9 protein-coding genes and 2 rRNA genes are annotated in these 16556 nt (G+C 68.5%); all 11 read left to right on the top strand.

The features are described from left to right. The first annotated feature begins 122 nt into the window (after window positions 1-122). The 11 genes from BJ991_RS13765 (at window position 123) to BJ991_RS13715 (ending at window position 16528) form a co-directional block, all read left to right on the top strand. Window positions 123-3234: ribosomal RNA gene (locus BJ991_RS13765) — 23S ribosomal RNA — on the top strand. A gap of 130 nt (window positions 3235-3364) precedes the next feature. Continuing rightward, window positions 3365-3481: ribosomal RNA gene (gene rrf, locus BJ991_RS13760) — 5S ribosomal RNA — on the top strand. 70 nt (window positions 3482-3551) lie between these two features. Continuing rightward, entirely contained in the window at window positions 3552-4589 is a 1038-nt protein-coding gene (locus tag BJ991_RS13755; protein ID WP_179490864.1) for an HAD-IIA family hydrolase, read from the top strand. A gap of 67 nt (window positions 4590-4656) precedes the next feature. Continuing rightward, window positions 4657-4827 (top strand): hypothetical protein, encoded by a 171-nt coding sequence (locus BJ991_RS13750; protein WP_179490863.1) that lies wholly within the window; start codon window positions 4657-4659, stop codon window positions 4825-4827. Then, window positions 4824-5624, top strand: a complete 801-nt coding sequence (locus BJ991_RS13745) for a TlyA family RNA methyltransferase (protein WP_179490862.1) — start codon at window positions 4824-4826, stop codon at window positions 5622-5624. The genes BJ991_RS13750 and BJ991_RS13745 overlap by 4 nt, the downstream gene beginning before the upstream one ends. Next, on the top strand, window positions 5621-6589 hold the full coding sequence (locus BJ991_RS13740; protein ID WP_179490861.1) for an NAD kinase: 969 nt from the start codon (window positions 5621-5623) through the stop codon (window positions 6587-6589). The genes BJ991_RS13745 and BJ991_RS13740 overlap by 4 nt, the downstream gene beginning before the upstream one ends. Then, window positions 6586-8331, top strand: coding sequence for a DNA repair protein RecN (gene recN, locus BJ991_RS13735; protein ID WP_179490860.1), 1746 nt, complete (start codon window positions 6586-6588; stop codon window positions 8329-8331). The genes BJ991_RS13740 and recN overlap by 4 nt, the downstream gene beginning before the upstream one ends. Before the next feature lie 17 nt (window positions 8332-8348). Further along, the gene (pyrG, locus tag BJ991_RS13730; protein WP_179492820.1) at window positions 8349-10049 is read left to right on the top strand and encodes a CTP synthase; all 1701 of its coding nucleotides are present in this window, start codon (window positions 8349-8351) and stop codon (window positions 10047-10049) included. Next, complete coding sequence (locus BJ991_RS13725) at window positions 10042-10677, top strand: NUDIX domain-containing protein (protein ID WP_179490859.1); 636 nt, start codon at window positions 10042-10044, stop codon at window positions 10675-10677. Before pyrG ends, BJ991_RS13725 begins: the two co-directional genes overlap by 8 nt. A gap of 1 nt (window position 10678) precedes the next feature. Beyond that, the gene (xerD, locus tag BJ991_RS13720; protein ID WP_179490858.1) at window positions 10679-11602 is read left to right on the top strand and encodes a site-specific tyrosine recombinase XerD; all 924 of its coding nucleotides are present in this window, start codon (window positions 10679-10681) and stop codon (window positions 11600-11602) included. 204 nt (window positions 11603-11806) lie between these two features. Beyond that, on the top strand, window positions 11807-16528 hold the full coding sequence (locus tag BJ991_RS13715) for a DUF5979 domain-containing protein (RefSeq protein ID WP_218852941.1): 4722 nt from the start codon (window positions 11807-11809) through the stop codon (window positions 16526-16528). Window positions 16529-16556 lie beyond the last annotated feature (28 nt).

Genomic DNA, 16556 nt, shown 5'->3' with positions numbered 1-16556 from the left:
GCTGGGGGAGGATCCCGCCCGTACTTTGAGAACTACACAGTGGACGCGAGCATCTTGAAGAGCTCACCCTTCGGGGTGGGTTCGAAACGATAGACGATTCCTTTTGGAATTGGCTCATGTGATTTCAAGTCTTTAAGAGCAAACGGTGGATGCCTTGGCATCTGGAGCCGAAGAAGGACGTAGCAATCTGCGATAAGCCTCGGGGAACTGATAAGCAAGTTTTGATCCGAGGGTGTCCGAATGGGGAAACCCCGCCAGGCGCAGTGATGTGACCTGGTGACTCCCGCCTGAATATATAGGGCGGGTAGAGGGAACGTGGGGAAGTGAAACATCTCAGTACCCACAGGAAGAGAAAACAACAGTGATTCCGTGAGTAGTGGCGAGCGAAATCGGATGAGGCTAAACCGGGCACGTGTGATAGCCGGCAGGCGTTGCGTGTTCGGGGTTGTGGGACTTTCCGTGTCATCCTGCCGGGTGGCGAACGTGATGCGTCGATATAGGTGAACGGTCTTGAAAGGCCGGCCGGAGAGGGTGTGAGCCCCGTAACTGAAATGTCGGACGCAGCGTGGAGAGGATCCCAAGTAGCACGGGGCCCGAGAAATCCCGTGTGAATCTGTCAGGACCACCTGATAAGCCTAAATACTCCCAGATGACCGATAGCGGACAAGTACCGTGAGGGAAAGGTGAAAAGTACCCCGGGAGGGGAGTGAAATAGTACCTGAAACCGTTTGCTTACAAACCGTTGGAGCCTCCTTAGCAGGGGTGACAGCGTGCCTTTTGAAGAATGAGCCTGCGAGTTAGCGATACGTGGCGAGGTTAACCCGTGTGGGGTAGCCGTAGCGAAAGCGAGTCTGAATAGGGCGATTCAGTCGCGTGTCCTAGACCCGAAGCGAAGTGATCTATCCATGGCCAGGCTGAAGCGACGGTAAGACGTCGTGGAGGGCCGAACCCACTTAGGTTGAAAACTGAGGGGATGAGCTGTGGATAGGGGTGAAAGGCCAATCAAACTTCGTGATAGCTGGTTCTCTCCGAAATGCATTTAGGTGCAGCGTTGCGTGTTTCTTGCCGGAGGTAGAGCTACTGGATGGCCGATGGGCCCCACCAGGTTACTGACGTCAGCCAAACTCCGAATGCCGGTAAGTGAGAGCGCAGCAGTGAGACTGTGGGGGATAAGCTTCATAGTCGAGAGGGAAACAACCCAGACCACCATCTAAGGTCCCTAAGCGCGTGCTAAGTGGGAAAGGATGTGGAGTTGCTTAGACAACCAGGAGGTTGGCTTAGAAGCAGCCACCCTTGAAAGAGTGCGTAATAGCTCACTGGTCAAGTGATTCCGCGCCGACAATGTAACGGGGCTCAAGCACGCCACCGAAGTTGTGGCATTGACATTATTGGTAGGCCTTCGTGGTCCAGCCGTGTTGATGGGTAGGAGAGCGTCGTGTGCCGGGTGAAGCGGCGGGGTGACCCAGCCGTGGACGGCACACGAGTGAGAATGCAGGCATGAGTAGCGAAAGACGTGTGAGAAACACGTCCTCCGGAAGACCAAGGGTTCCAGGGTCAAGCTAATCTTCCCTGGGTAAGTCGGGACCTAAGGCGAGGCCGACAGGCGTAGTCGATGGACAACGGGTTGATATTCCCGTACCGGCGAAGAACCGCCCCAACCAATCCAGTGGTGCTAAGAGTCCTAGCCGGCATGCGGCTGATCCCTTCGGGGTGACGCGGTGCCCGGTGAACGCTCGACCCCATGCTGGTGCGGTTAGCGTATTAACAGGTGTGACGCAGGAAGGTAGCCCAACCCGGGCGATGGTTGTCCCGGGGCAAGTGCGTAGGCCGAGTCATAGGCAAATCCGTGACTCATCCAGGCCGAGACACGATGCGGATGAAAAGTGGGTGATCCTATGCTGCCAAGAAAAGCATCGACGCGAGGTTCCAGCCGCCCGTACCCCAAACCGACTCAGGTGGTCAGGTAGAGAATACCAAGGAGATCGAGAGAATCGTGGTTAAGGAACTCGGCAAAATGCCCCCGTAACTTCGGGAGAAGGGGGGCCATCCACCTATTAGGACTTGCTCCGAAAGGGTGTGGTGGCCGCAGAGACCAGTGGGTAGCGACTGTTTACTAAAAACACAGGTCCGTGCCAAGTCGCAAGACGATGTATACGGACTGACGCCTGCCCGGTGCTGGAAGGTTAAGAGGACGGGTCAGCCGCAAGGCGAAGCTCAGAATTTAAGCCCCAGTAAACGGCGGTGGTAACTATAACCATCCTAAGGTAGCGAAATTCCTTGTCGGGTAAGTTCCGACCTGCACGAATGGCGTAACGACTTCCCAACTGTCTCAACCACGAACTCGGCGAAATTGCATTACGAGTAAAGATGCTCGTTACGCGCAGCAGGACGGAAAGACCCCGTGACCTTTACTACAGCTTGGTATTGGTGTTCGGTGTGGCTTGTGTAGGATAGGTGGGAGACTTTGAAGCGGATACGCCAGTATTCGTGGAGTCGTTGTTGAAATACCACTCTGGTCACTCTGGATGTCTAACTTCGAACCGTGATCCGGTTCAGGGACAGTGCCTGGTGGGTAGTTTAACTGGGGCGGTTGCCTCCCAAAAAGTAACGGAGGCGCCCAAAGGTTCCCTCAACCTGGTTGGCAATCAGGTGTCGAGTGTAAGTGCACAAGGGAGCTTGACTGTGAGACTGACAGGTCGAGCAGGGACGAAAGTCGGGACTAGTGATCCGGCAGTGGCTTGTGGAAGCGCTGTCGCTCAACGGATAAAAGGTACCTCGGGGATAACAGGCTGATCTTGCCCAAGAGTCCATATCGACGGCATGGTTTGGCACCTCGATGTCGGCTCGTCGCATCCTGGGGCTGGAGTAGGTCCCAAGGGTTGGGCTGTTCGCCCATTAAAGCGGTACGCGAGCTGGGTTTAGAACGTCGTGAGACAGTTCGGTCCCTATCCGCTGCGCGCGTAGGAAGTTTGAGAGGATCTGACCCTAGTACGAGAGGACCGGGTTGGACGAACCTCTGGTGTGCCAGTTGTTCCGCCAGGAGCACCGCTGGTTAGCTACGTTCGGGATGGATAACCGCTGAAAGCATCTAAGCGGGAAGCCGGCCTCAAGATGAGACTTCCATACCCTACGGGGTGAGAGGCTCCCAGCCAGACGACTGGGTTGATAGGCCAGATGTGGAAGCACGGCAACGTGTGCAGCTGACTGGTACTAATAAGCCGACGACTTGACAACACATTCTTCTCGGCCCCACCCCACCGGGTGGGGAAGATGACTCGCGTCCACTGAGTGGTTCCCGATGTACGGACGGAACCCACCACAACCCAACAAGTTGTGACACCGAACAACACACATCGACAGTTGTTCCGGCGGCCATAGCGAAAGGGAAACGCCCGGTCCCATTCCGAACCCGGAAGCTAAGCCTTTCAGCGCCGATGGTACTGCAGGGGAGACCCTGTGGGAGAGTAGGACACCGCCGGACACCCACCACCCCGAATGGCCACCACACCGGTGGCCATTCGGCGTTAACCGGCGAGACTTCAGGAGGAGCATTGGGTCTGTTCACCCGCCGAGCGTCGACCCCGACGCCGCTCGACAATGTGGATGTCATCCTCGCCGACCTCGACGGGGTCGTGTATGCCGGAGCTCAGGCACTCCCGCACGCGGTCGACAGTCTCAATCGGGCTCGCGACGGCCGCCGTCTCGCCTACATCACCAACAACGCGTCGCGCACCGACGCATCCGTCGCTGAGCATCTGTCGGAGCTCGGTCTTCCGACGCAGCCCGACGAGGTCGTCACCAGCCCGCAGGCCGCGATGCGGCTCCTGTCGACGCTGATCCCCGCGGGCTCGCCCGTGCTCGTCGTCGGCGGGGAGGGCCTCGTCGTCGAGGTGGAGAAGGCGGGGTTCACCGTCACGCGCCGTGCGCAGGATGACCCGGCTGCCGTCGTGCAGGGGTTCTCGCCCGACGTCGACTGGACGCAGCTCGCCGAAGCCGCGTTCGCGCTCAAGGTCCCAGAGAACGAGGGCGGCATCCCGTGGATCGCGACCAACACCGACTGGACGATCCCGATGGCTCGCGGCATCGCCCCAGGAAACGGCACTCTGGTCTCGGCGGTGCACACGGCTGTCGGACGCCTCGCGACCGTCGCAGGCAAGCCTGAGACGCCGATCTTCGAAGAGGCCGTGGCGCGATTCGGAGCGCGGCATCCGCTGTTCCTCGGCGATCGTCTCGACACCGACATCCTGGGCGCCAACCGCGCCGGCATTCCCTCGGCTCTCGCCCTCACGGGCGTCGATCGTCCCAAGCACGTGCTGGCGGCTCCCGCCGGGTCGCAGCCGACGTACATCCTGAGCGACCTCCGCGAGCTCGACCAGCCGTACCCCGACGCGGTCGTGCGCGACGGCATCGTGACTGTGCGCGGCGCGAGTGTGCGTGTCAACGGCGCCGACGTCGAGATTCTCTCCGAGGGCGACGAGCCGATCGACCTGCTGCGCGCCGGCGCGAAGGCGATCTGGGACACCGGCCGCGCGATCTTCGGCTTCCGCGTTCCCGAACGGCTCTACGCGGACCCGTTCCATCGCCCGTGACGCGGATGCCCCCGCACATCGGTCGGCCGTCCGGCCGTTCTCGCCGCGGGCACGTATCCTGATGCGCATGGAATCGCCGCATCCCGTCGCATCCGACGGCGCCGAGTCCGACGACCTGTTGTCGGCCCTCGAGGTGATCGAGGGCCAGCCGCTCGCGGAGCGCGCCGAGGCGTACGAAGCGCTGCACGACGCCCTCGCACGCCGCCTCGAGTCCGGCCCGACGGACTCGCGTCCATGACGGAGCGCCTCGACGCCGCACTGGCATCGCGAGGCCTCGCGCGGTCGCGCACGCACGCGGCATCGCTCATCGCGCAGGGCCTGGTGACCGTCGACGGCAGGCCGGTCGTGAAGGCCTCGACCAAGGTCGGCGACGCCGCCGTGCTGGACGTGTCGGGCGGCGACCATTACGTCAGCCGTGCGGCCCACAAGCTCATCGCCGCACTCGACGCGTTCGACGTCGACGTCACCGGCCGGATCGCGCTGGACATGGGCGCGTCGACGGGCGGGTTCACCCAGGTGCTGCGCGAGCGCGGCGCGTCGCCGGTGATCGCCGTCGACGTCGGGCACGGGCAGCTCGCGGCATCCGTCGCGTCCGATCCCGGCGTCATCTCGATCGAAGGCTTCAACGTGCGCGACATGACGCGCGAGAACCTGGCGGCCGCCAGCGGCGTCCACGAGCCGCCCTCGCTCATCACCGGCGACCTTTCGTTCATCTCGCTCACGCACGTGCTGCCCGCCGCTCGTGCTGTCGCGGCGGACGATGCCGACCTCGTGCTGCTCATCAAGCCGCAGTTCGAAGTCGGCCGCACCGGCGTGCGGGAGGGGCTCGTGAAGGACGCGGCGCTGCGCGCCGACGCGGTCGCCGGCGTGCTGTGGGCGGCGTGGGACGAGGGGCTCGGCACGCTCGGCCTCATCTCCTCCCCAATCGCGGGAACGCACGGGAACTCCGAGTTCGTCGTGCACATCGCGCCGGGGCGGGGGAGCAATCCGACAGAATGGTTGGGCACCGTGAACCGACTGACGGGGAGCACATGACACAGCCCGATCGCAGCATCCTCGTGGTTGTGCATTCCCTGCGCGCCGACACCGTTGAGGCGGCCCAGCGCGTCGTCGCCGCGCTGCGGGCGGCCGGCGCGTGCCCGGTGCTCTCGGCCGAAGACCATGCCGAGCTGGTACGCGTCGACGCAGGACTCGATGACGCAGCCGTCCTCGGCGAGGATGTGCCCGTCGGCGACATCGAGCTCGCGATCGTGCTCGGCGGCGACGGAACGATCCTCCGCGCGGCTGAGCTCGTGCGCGAGGGCACGGCGCCCGTGCTGGGCATCAACCTCGGCCACATCGGCTTCCTCGCCGAGAGCGAGCGCGACGACATGGACGAGGCCGTGCGCCGCGTGATCGCGCGCGACTACACGGTCGAAGAGCGCCTCGCCCTGCAGGTGCGCGTGAAAGACACCGCCGACCGCGTCGTCTACGACACGTGGGCCCTCAACGAGGCGACGGTCGAGAAGGCGAGCCGAGAGCGCATGCTCGAGGTCGTCATGGAGATCGACGGGCGACCGCTGTCGACATTCGGATGCGACGGGGTCGTGATCTCCACGCCGACCGGCTCGACCGCCTACAACTTCTCTGCGGGCGGGCCTGTGATCTGGCCGACCGTCCAGGCGATCGCCGTCGTGCCGCTCTCCGCGCACGCGCTGTTCGCGAAGCCGCTCGTCGTCGGCCCCGAGCACGCCGTCGCGATCGAGCTGCTCGAGCGCACGAACGGGCTCGGCATCCTCTGGTGCGACGGGCGCCGATCGCATGATCTGCCTCCGGGAGCGCGCGTCGTCGTGCGCCGGTCGGAGCGGCCGGTGCGCCTCGCGCGGCTGCACCACGGCGCGTTCACGGATCGCCTCGTGCGCAAGTTCCATCTACCCGTCGACGGCTGGCGCGGGCCCGCCGCGATCACCGCCGTGCCGCCGGTTCGGCCGGGCGCTCCCGACTTCGAGGGTGACGCGTGATCGACGAGATGCGCCTGCGCGATCTCGGCGTGATCGCCGAGGCCGTGCTGCCGATGGGCCGCGGCTTCACCGCGATCACGGGTGAGACCGGTGCGGGCAAGACGATGGTCGTGACCGGCCTCGGGCTGCTGCTCGGCCAGCGCGCCGACTCGGGCGCGGTGCGCTCGGGCGCGCCGCAGGCGGTGGTCGACGGTGTGTGGATCGTCCCGTCCGAGGGTCCCGTCGCCGATCGCGTGCGCGAAGCGGGCGGCGACCTCGAGCCCGCGGGCGACGGCACCGCGGCGCTCTACGTCGGCCGCACGATCTCGAGCGAAGGCCGCAGCCGCGCGACCGTCGGGGGCCGTTCGGCGCCCGCCGGCGTCCTCGCGGATCTCGCGGACGAGCTCGTCGTCGTGCACGGCCAGTCCGATCAACTGCGGCTGAAGTCGGCCGCCGCGCAGCGCGACGCCCTCGACCGGTTCGGAGGCGAGCCCATCGCCGAGGCCCTCGGCGCCTATCGCAAGGCGTACGAGCGCTGGCGCGCGATCGATCGCGAGCTCACGACGCTCACGACCGACCGCGAAGCGCGGACTCGCGAAGCCGAAGACCTGCGGGCGGCCCTCGCGGCGATCGAGGAGGCCGAACCCCAGCCGAGGGAGGACGAGCAGCTCGCGCAGCGCGCCGAGCGTCTCGCCCACGCCGAGGAGCTGCGCCTGGCGGCCGCCACCGCGCACGAAGCACTCTCGAGCGAGGACGACCGGCCCGACGTCGCGTCGCTCGTGGGGGAGGCGCGCCGCGCGCTCGAGCGCGCGGCGGAGCAGGACGCCTCGCTCGGCGACCTCGCCGACCAGGTCGCTGAGCTCGGGTACCGCGCCGTCGACCTCGCGACCGCAATCGCGGCGTACCTCGCCGACCTCGACGAGACGGGTCCGCACGAGCTCGCCGCAGTCGAGGAGCGTCGTGCCGTGCTCGCACCGCTCATCCGCGCACACGGCAGCCTCGACGCGGCGATCGAGCTGCTCGAGACCGGCTCCGCGCGGCTCGCCGAGCTCGACGACGACGGCGACCGAGTCGAGCGCCTCACGGCCGATCTCGAGGAGGCGGCATCGGTCCTCGACGACGCCGCGGCCGTCCTCACCGAGCGTCGCGCCGAGGCGGCGCAGGGGCTCGGCGACGCGGTCACGACCGAGCTCCGCGCTCTCGCGATGCCCGACGCGCGCGTCGAGGTGTCCGTCACGCCGGGCGCGGAGTCGTCGGCGGGGCGGGACGAGGTGACGATCCTCCTCGCGCCGCATCCGGGCGCCGACCCGCGGCCGGTGTCGCGCGGGGCGTCCGGCGGCGAGCTCAGCCGCGTCATGCTCGCGATCGAGGTCGTCATCGCGAGCACCGACCCCGTCCCGACCTTCGTCTTCGACGAAGTGGACGCGGGCATCGGCGGAGCCGCCGCCATCGAGGTCGGGCGCCGGCTCGCGCGGCTCGCGCGCTCGAGCCAGGTCATCGCCGTGACGCACCTCGCGCAGGTCGCCGCGTTCGCCGACAACCACCTCACGGTGGTGAAGGCGAGCGACGGATCCGTCACCGCGTCGAGCGTGCGACGGCTGGACGGAGCCGACCGAGAGGCCGAGATGGCCCGCCTGCTGTCGGGCTCCGACTCCGAGGCGGCGCTCACGCACGCGCGCGAGCTGCTCGACAGCGCCCGCGCGGATCACGGCGACGCGGCATCCGCATCGGCGAGTTCTCAGGCCCGCGTCAAAACCGGCTGATAGGATAAAAGCCCGTGATGCAGACTCCAGGCACAAGTCCTCGCGGCGATTCGAACGACACCACCAAGCACATCTTCGTGACCGGCGGTGTCGTTTCTTCATTGGGCAAGGGGCTCACTGCCGCAAGCCTCGGAAACCTGCTGACGGCGCGCGGCCTTCACGTCGTGATGCAGAAGCTCGACCCGTACCTGAACGTGGACCCGGGCACGATGAACCCGTTCCAGCACGGTGAGGTCTTCGTCACCGACGACGGCGCCGAGACCGACCTCGACATCGGGCACTACGAGCGCTTCCTCGACATCGACCTCAGCCAGGCCGCCAACGTGACGACCGGGCAGATCTACTCTCAGGTGATCGCGCGCGAGCGCCGCGGCGAGTACCTCGGCGACACCGTCCAGGTGATCCCGCACATCACCGACGAGATCAAGCGGCGGATGCGCCTGCAGGCGACCGAAGACCCGCGCCCGGACGTCATCATCACGGAGATCGGCGGCACGGTCGGCGACATCGAGTCGCAGCCGTTCATCGAGGCCGCGCGCCAGATCCGCCACGAGCTCGGCCGCAACAACGTCTTCTTCGTGCACGTGTCGCTCGTGCCGTTCATGGGCGCGTCGGGCGAGCAGAAGACCAAGCCCACGCAGCACTCCGTCGCGGCGCTGCGCTCGATCGGCATCCAGCCCGACGCCCTCGTGCTGCGCAGCGACCGTCCGGTGACCGAGTCGAACAAGCGCAAGATCGCGCTCATGTGCGACGTCGACGAGGACGCGGTCGTGAACGCGGTCGACGTCCCGAGCATCTACGACATCCCGACGATGCTCCACGAGCAGGGGCTCGACGAGTACATCGTGCGCGCGCTCGGCATGAGCAAGGCGGCCGACGTCGACTGGTCGCGCTGGTCGAAGGTGCTCCAGGCGGTGCACAACCCGAAGCACGAGGTCACGATCGGCCTCGTCGGCAAGTACATCGATCTGCCCGACGCGTACCTGAGCGTCACCGAGGCCCTCAAGGCCGGCGGCTTCGCCCACGAGGCGAAGGTCACCGTGACGTGGATCCCGTCCGACCTCTGCGAGACGCCCGAGGGCGCCGCGAAGGCGCTCGCCGAGCTCGACGGCATCGTGATCCCGGGCGGCTTCGGCATCCGCGGCATCGAGGGCAAGCTCGGCGCGCTCCGCTTCGCGCGCGAGCAGGGCATCCCGACGCTCGGCCTGTGCCTCGGCCTGCAGTGCATGGTCATCGAGTACGCGCGCAACGAGGCCGGCCTCGACGGCGCGTCCTCGAGCGAGTTCGACCCCGACACGCAGTTCCCCGTCATCGCGACGATGGCCGAGCAGGTCGACATCCTCGACCGCGGAGACCTGGGCGGCACCATGCGCCTCGGCCTGTACGACGCCGACCTCGCCGAGGGGTCGCTCGCGGCCGAGCTGTACGGCTCGACCCGCGCGTCGGAGCGCCACCGCCACCGTTACGAGGTGAACAACCGCTTCCGCGAGCGGCTCGCCTCCGCGGGGCTCGTGTTCTCGGGCCTCTCGCCCGACCGCAACCTCGTCGAGTACGTCGAGCTGCCGCGCGAGGTGCACCCGTTCTACATCGCGACGCAGGCACATCCCGAGCTGCGCTCGCGTCCGACGAACCCGCACCCGCTGTTCCGCGGTCTCGTCGGCGCCGCCATCGAGCGGCACCGCGCGAGCGAGCTGTTCGACGTCGCCGAGAATGCCTGAGCACGCCGTGCCGGCTCCGGGCGGAATCGACACGGATGCCGCGGCATCCGTCTCACCCGCGTCGCTGCGCGACGAGCCCCTCGACGTCGAGATCGTCGACTCGAGCCTCGTGTATCACGGGCGTGTGTGGGACGTCCGCAACGATCGCTTCCGCTACGGAGATCATGACCTCGAGCGGCAGTACGTCGACCACCCGGGGGCGTCCGCGATCGTCGCGCTCGACGATGAGGAGCGCGTGCTGCTGATCCAGCAGTACCGGCATCCGATCCGTCACCGGGATTGGGAGATCCCGGCGGGACTCCTCGACATGGATGGCGAGTCGCCGCTCGAGACGGCGAAGCGCGAGCTCGCCGAAGAAGCCGACCTCGGCGCCGAGCACTGGGAGTCGCTCGTGAGCGTCTTCTCGACGCCGGGCGGCAACGACGAGGTGGTGCACATCTTCCTCGCGACCGGTCTCCGATCGCTCGATACGGTTCACGATCGCGAGGCCGAGGAGGCCGACATCCGCATCGAGTGGGTGCCGCTCGCCGACGCCGTGACGGCGGTGCTCGAGGGGCGCCTGCGCAACGGGATCCTCGCGGTCGGCGTGCTGGGCGCGGCCGAAAGGCTCCGCCGGACAGAATCGTGACGTGAGACTCGACCGGGCCGTCGACGCCTACGTGCGTCACATCTCGGTCGAGCGCGGCCTGTCCGACCATACGGTCGCCGCGTATCGGCGCGACCTCGCCACGTACGTGGAGTGGCTCGGCGACAACGGCGTGCACGATTCGAGCGAGGTGACCGCCGAGCTCGTCGGCCGGTTCGCCGCCGAGCGCGCCGCCGCGCAGCCGCCGCCGGCGGCCACGAGCCTGGCGCGGCTGCAGTCGTCGGTGCGGGGACTGCACCGGTTCCTCGTGCGCGAGGGGACCGAGACGGATGACCCGGCCGCGCGCCTGCGGCCGCCGAAGACCCCGCAGCGGCTTCCCAAGGCGCTCACGATCGACCAGGTGGAGAGCCTGCTGGACGCGGCGGGGCCCCCGCCCGGGGAGGCGGCCGAGGCGGATGTCGTCGCGTTGCGCGACCGCGCGCTCCTCGAGCTGCTCTACGCCACGGGAGCGCGCGTGTCGGAGGTCGTCCAGCTCGACGTGGACGACATCGCGCACGGCGAGGTGCTGCGCGTGCGGGGCAAGGGGGCGAAGGAGCGGATCGTGCCGATCGGGTCCTACGCCCGGGCATCCGTCGACGCGTACCTGACCCGCGCACGTCCTGAGCTGTCCCGCCGCGGCCGGTCGACTCCGCGCCTGTTCCTCGGCGCGCGGGGGGCGCCGCTGTCGCGCCAGAGCGCGTGGCTCATCATCCAGCACGCGGCCGAGCGCGCGAAGCTCTCGGCGCACGTTTCGCCGCACACGCTGAGGCACTCGTTCGCGACGCACCTCCTGCAGGGCGGCGCCGACGTGCGGGTCGTGCAGGAGCTGCTCGGCCACGCATCCGTCTCCACGACCCAGATCTACACGCACGTGTCGATCGACGCTCTGCGGGACGTGTACGCGACGTCGCATCCGCGGGCGCGCTGATCAGGCGCGCGCCCCAAGGGGTGTCGGCGCGGACGAGTTCACAGTAAGCTCCGGGCAGCACCCCTCGCCGGCACAACCGGCTCACCCACGAAACCACAGACGATGTCAGTGCGCGTCGCGGGCGTAGCGGTATCGGCCCTCGTGGCATCTGCTCTCTTAGCGCCCGTTGCCAATGTCGCGACGACGGACGCGTCCGCCGCCGCGGTGGCCGAGTGCGCGGAACTCGCGATCCAGGGCAGCTGCACGATCGCGTACGACGAGCTCGGGCCGGACGGGTACGTCGATGTCATCGTGCCGTCATCGGTGACGAGCCTCACGATCCTCGCGTACGGAGCGGAGGGCGGCGGCACCGGTGACGACTCGGGTCGCGGCGGGCCGGGTGGGCTCGTCGTGGCGGTGTACGAGCGTCCGGCGACCGCATCCGGTGTGCGCGTGTGGCTCGGCGAGAAGGGACGCCAGAGTCACGAGACGACGAAGGGCTACAGCTCCGGCGGCGGCGGCGGCACCAGGGCCTTCGATTCGTCGAGCGGATTCTCCGGCGGCGGCTCGTCTGCCCTGGCATGGCTGCTGCCGAGCGGCCCGCAGCTCGCCATCGTCGCAGGCGGAGGCGGGGGAGCGAGCCAGGACGGCGACGAGGGCGGTGCGGCGAGCGGCGGCGCGGGCGGAGCGCCTCCGAGCTCGGGAACGGCCGGGACCACGCCCGCGAGCAACGGGAACGGACAGGGCGGCGCGGGCGGCGGCGCGAGCGGCGCCGGAGGCGAGACCGGCTCCGACGCGGGGGCGGACTACCTCATCTCGTCGGGCGGCGGCGGTGGTGGCGGCGGCCATCCGCGCGGCGGGGCTGCCGGCGAGAGCGGCTCGGCCGGTCAGTGCAAGATCAACGGCAAGTGCCCACCGAACGCCCAGGGCGGCGCAGGCGGCGGCGGGGGCGGCGGCGACTCGTGGTCGGACTCCCAGCACCGCGTCAACGTCGCCTACGCGTCGGGGAGCTCGGGCGACGGCTCGGTGCTGCTCATCGCCGGCGAGCAGCTGCACAAGTTCGAGTGCATCGACTCGAGCGACCCGCGCACCTGGAGCATCCCCGCGGACACCGCCTCGATCGCGTTCGTCGTCGCGGGAGGCGGGGGCACTCGCGGGCACAACAACTCCGACATGGAGGGCAGCGGCGCGGTCGTCACTGGCATCATCGACGCGACCGGGATGGAGGACCTGCGCTACTGGGTCGGATGCTCCGGCTACGAGCATGGCGGCCGCGGATGGTCGCACCCGGGTGGGGCGGGGAGCGCGAGCTCGAAGGAAGCCAAGGACGGCGGCGCCGGTGGCGGTGCGTCGATGCTCATGGATGCCACGGGAGGCGCCGCGACACCGCTCGTGGCCGCCGGCGGCGGCGGGGGATCCGGGGGAAATGTCTCGACGAGCCTCGTTCCCTTCGCGAGTGAAGCCGTGGGCGGACGCGGCGGTTCGGGTGCCGGTGTCGACGGCGGCGCGTACAACTACAACGGCGATCGCGGGGCCGGCGACGACTTCGGCCACGGCGGGGTGGGCGGCTGCGCGGCGTGCCGCGGCACGCCCAGCGAGCCGGATCCGAGCGGAGGGGACGGCACGAGCGACGACTCAGGCGGAGGCGGCGGTGGCGGCGGAGCCGGGTATCCGCGCGGAGGCCACGGCGGCGGCACCGCGGACGTCCGCGCAGGCGGCGGTGGCGGAGCCGGTCAGTCCTACTGGTCGGCTGCGGTGACGTCCGAGGTCTCCGCAGGTCCGAACGGCATCCGGTCGCGGAGCGGTTTCATCATCCTGGTGCCGATCCCGAAGCCTCCGTCGACGAGCCTCACTGTCACGAAGGAGGTGTCGGGTGCGGCATCCGGATTCGCACGCGGGCCGTACACCGTCGAACTCACGTGCACTCTGGACGGCGTCACGATCGCGGACGAGTCGTTCACGATCGGCATCGGCCCGTCGGCGGGCCACACGGTCGAGGGGCTGCCGGTCGATTCCATCTGCACCGTGACCGAGACGGGAAAAGCGGATGCCCCGATCCCGCCGCCCCCACGGACGGTCACTCTCACGAGCGCACCCGCCTCCGTCGTCCTCGACAACGCCTACGCGATGACCGCGGTCGAGATCGGCGTCACGTCCGCCTTCGCGCAGCATGACGGTCCGACGCCGGGAGACCTCCCGCTCGGCGAGGTCGACGTCGGGATCTCGTGCAGCCTCGACGGCGTCCCCGTGCCGCTCGGCCCGCCGGTCGTCGACGGGCGCATCCCGTTCGACGGCGCGGCGACATGGAACGCGGAGGTCTCCGCCACCGTGTCCGGCGTGCCGGTCAACTCGGAGTGCACGCTGACTCACACAGGCGGACCGGGTGCCACCACGATGTTCACGCTCGGATCGCAGACGGTGACGGGCTCGTCGTTCGTGTTCACGGCGGCAGCGGATGCCATGGCCAACGTCGTCGCGATCGACGACGAGTACGGGCTCGCGCCTCTCACCGTGACGAATGAGGCCGAAGGGTCGGGCACGCCACCTGTGACGACGTACTCCGTGAGCGTGGTGTGCGCCTACGCGGGCGAGGGCGTCACGCTCGATCCGTCTCAGGCGACGATCGTGCTGCCGTCGGGCGGCGCAACCACCGTGCCGAACCTCCCGGTGGGCGCCGACTGCACGACGACGCAGCTCGATCCCGGCATCGCGGCCGCGGTGCGCTACTCGCCGTCGCAGACCGTCCCCATCCCGCCCGGCGGCGGCTCCCAGACGATCGTCGATGTGTTCGAGGCGGGCGGCCTGGTGCTCGTGAAGCAGCTGACCGGGCCGGGAGCACGGTGGGCGAACGCGTCCACGACCGTGAGCCTCACGTGCACGGCGGACGGGCTTCCCGACCCCGTGGTGGAGCTCGAGCACACGTTCGGCACCCTCGGCGGATCCTTCACGGTCACGGGCCTCGATGTCGGCGACGAATGCTCGATGACCGAGACCGTGACGGGCGGGGCATCCGCCGTGTCGTACTCCTCCAGCTCGGATCCCGCACCGTCGCCCGATCCCGTGTCGGTCGAGGTCGGCGACTCCGCGACGAGTCTCACGGTGCTCAACAGGTTCGACGTGGGATCGCTCGTCGTCGACAGCCGCCCGGAGGGTCCCGCTGCCCACCACGCACGCCCCACGGCGGTGACCGTGGGGGAGTGCACCTTCAACGGACTCCCGATCGAGGTCGAGCCGGGCAGGGCGACTGTCGAGTTCCCGTTCCCGGCGGACGGCGGTCACGCGCGGGTGCCCGCGATCGTCGCGGGAGCGGCGTGCGATGTCGTGCAAACCGCGTCCGGCGGTGCCGCGTTCACCGAGATCACGGTCACCGACGGCGATCCGTTCGCGCCGATCGACTCGGGCACGCAGGTGACGGTGCACGGGGCGGGAGCGTCGCCGACGACCGTGTCGATCGTGAACGAGTTCGAAGCGGGCGCTCTGTCCGTTCCGGTCGACCTCGACGGGGCGGCCGCGTGGGCCGCGAACGCTGACTACGGCGTCGAGCTGCACTGCGAGTTCGACGACCGCCCCGCGGAGTGGCTGGGCCCCGACGGCATCGGCTTCCTGAGCTTCGCGCCGGACGGCACGCCGCGGCCGACGTACGCCTCCACACAGCTGAGCGACCTGCCGACCGGCACCGTCTGCGAAGCGATCCAGGTCGCGAGCGGCGGTGCGACCTTCGTGACCTACGACCCGGCGCCCATCAGCGCGATCGCGTCGGCGGCTTTCGTCGCCCCGGCGGCCGACATCATGCCTTTCCAGCTCGTCGACGGCGGCTCCGGCCCCGTCACCGTGGAGTCCGGCACGACCGTCTCGATCACGATCACCAACACGTTCGAAGCCGGCACGCTCGCCGTCGCCACCGAGGTCGGCGGCAACGACGCCGCCGCGCACGCCGACGCGTTCTTCCTCCTGGAGCAGTTCTGCACGTTCAACGGGCAGCGGCTGGGACCTCCGCCCGACGATCCGACGCGACCGGTGCACTTCTCGCTCACGGGCACCGCCGAGAGGACGTTCGACGAGCTTCCCGTCGGCGCAGAGTGCACGGCGGCCGAGACCGATTCCTCGAACGCGACACTCGTGACGCCCGCGACGACGCAGTCCGGGACCATCCAGGCCACCGGCCTCCGGCTCGCGTTCACGAACCTGTTCGACGTGACCGGGCTCACCGTGCGACAGGTCATGACGGGGCCGGGAGTCGCGACATACGGCACGGGCCTGGACTACTCCTCGGTCGTCGAATGCTGGACGGGGCCTGACAGGACGCAGCGCGTGGACGTCCCGAACGACGGCGTGGCCGTGCTCACGCCGGCCGGCGGGTATTCGCTCGTGTGGACGCTGCCGGCGAACGCCGTGTGCTCGATCACCGAGAACTCCGTGTCACTCGCGACGGAGGTCACCGGCTCCCCGGCGGTCACGCTGCTGCTGGGCGAGCCGCACCTGCTGGAGGTCACGCGCGAGTTCGAGCTCGCGACGTTCACCGTCGACAAGCGCGTCGTGGGCGGAGCATCCGCCTCAGTCTTCGACTTCGCCGTCGGCTGCACGTGGACCCGCACCGACCCGATCCCCGTGCCGCTCAACGGCGACGCACCGCCCTCGTTCTCGCTCAGCAGCGGCGGGAGCGTGCAGCGTCAGGTGATCGGGGGAGCGGACTGCACGGTCACCGAGGCGCCCGCGGGGAGCGACGTGCGCACGAGCGTGAGCGTCGCCGGCGAGACCATCGCGGGGCGCACCGCGGCCACGCTTCTGCTCGCGGGGGACTCCGCCGCGTTCGCGTACACGAACGCGTACCCGCTCCCGCCGACCGGCCTCGCGGTGCCGATGCTCGCGCTGAGGCTCGGCCTGCTGCTCGGAGCTCTCGGGATCGGGATCCTCCTCTTGCGCGCGCGTCGTGCGAACGCGGGGTGATCTCCCGGGTTCGGAGCCATGCCGTGGC

The organism is Microbacterium immunditiarum (genome assembly GCF_013409785.1).
In the GTDB taxonomy this organism is placed as follows: domain Bacteria; phylum Actinomycetota; class Actinomycetes; order Actinomycetales; family Microbacteriaceae; genus Microbacterium; species Microbacterium immunditiarum.
Note: the sequence above shows the minus strand (reverse complement) of the source record. Positions and strands in the feature narration are given on the sequence as shown.

Excerpts from the sequence above, each read along its gene's own strand:
- BJ991_RS13750 (WP_179490863.1), top strand. The coding sequence starts at position 4,657 with ATGGAATCGCCGCATCCCGTCGCATCCGACGGCGCCGAGTCCGACGAC.
- BJ991_RS13745 (WP_179490862.1), top strand. The coding sequence starts at position 4,824 with ATGACGGAGCGCCTCGACGCCGCACTGGCATCGCGAGGCCTCGCGCGG.
- BJ991_RS13740 (WP_179490861.1), top strand. The coding sequence starts at position 5,621 with ATGACACAGCCCGATCGCAGCATCCTCGTGGTTGTGCATTCCCTGCGC.
- pyrG (WP_179492820.1), top strand. The coding sequence starts at position 8,349 with ATGCAGACTCCAGGCACAAGTCCTCGCGGCGATTCGAACGACACCACC.
- BJ991_RS13725 (WP_179490859.1), top strand. The coding sequence starts at position 10,042 with ATGCCTGAGCACGCCGTGCCGGCTCCGGGCGGAATCGACACGGATGCC.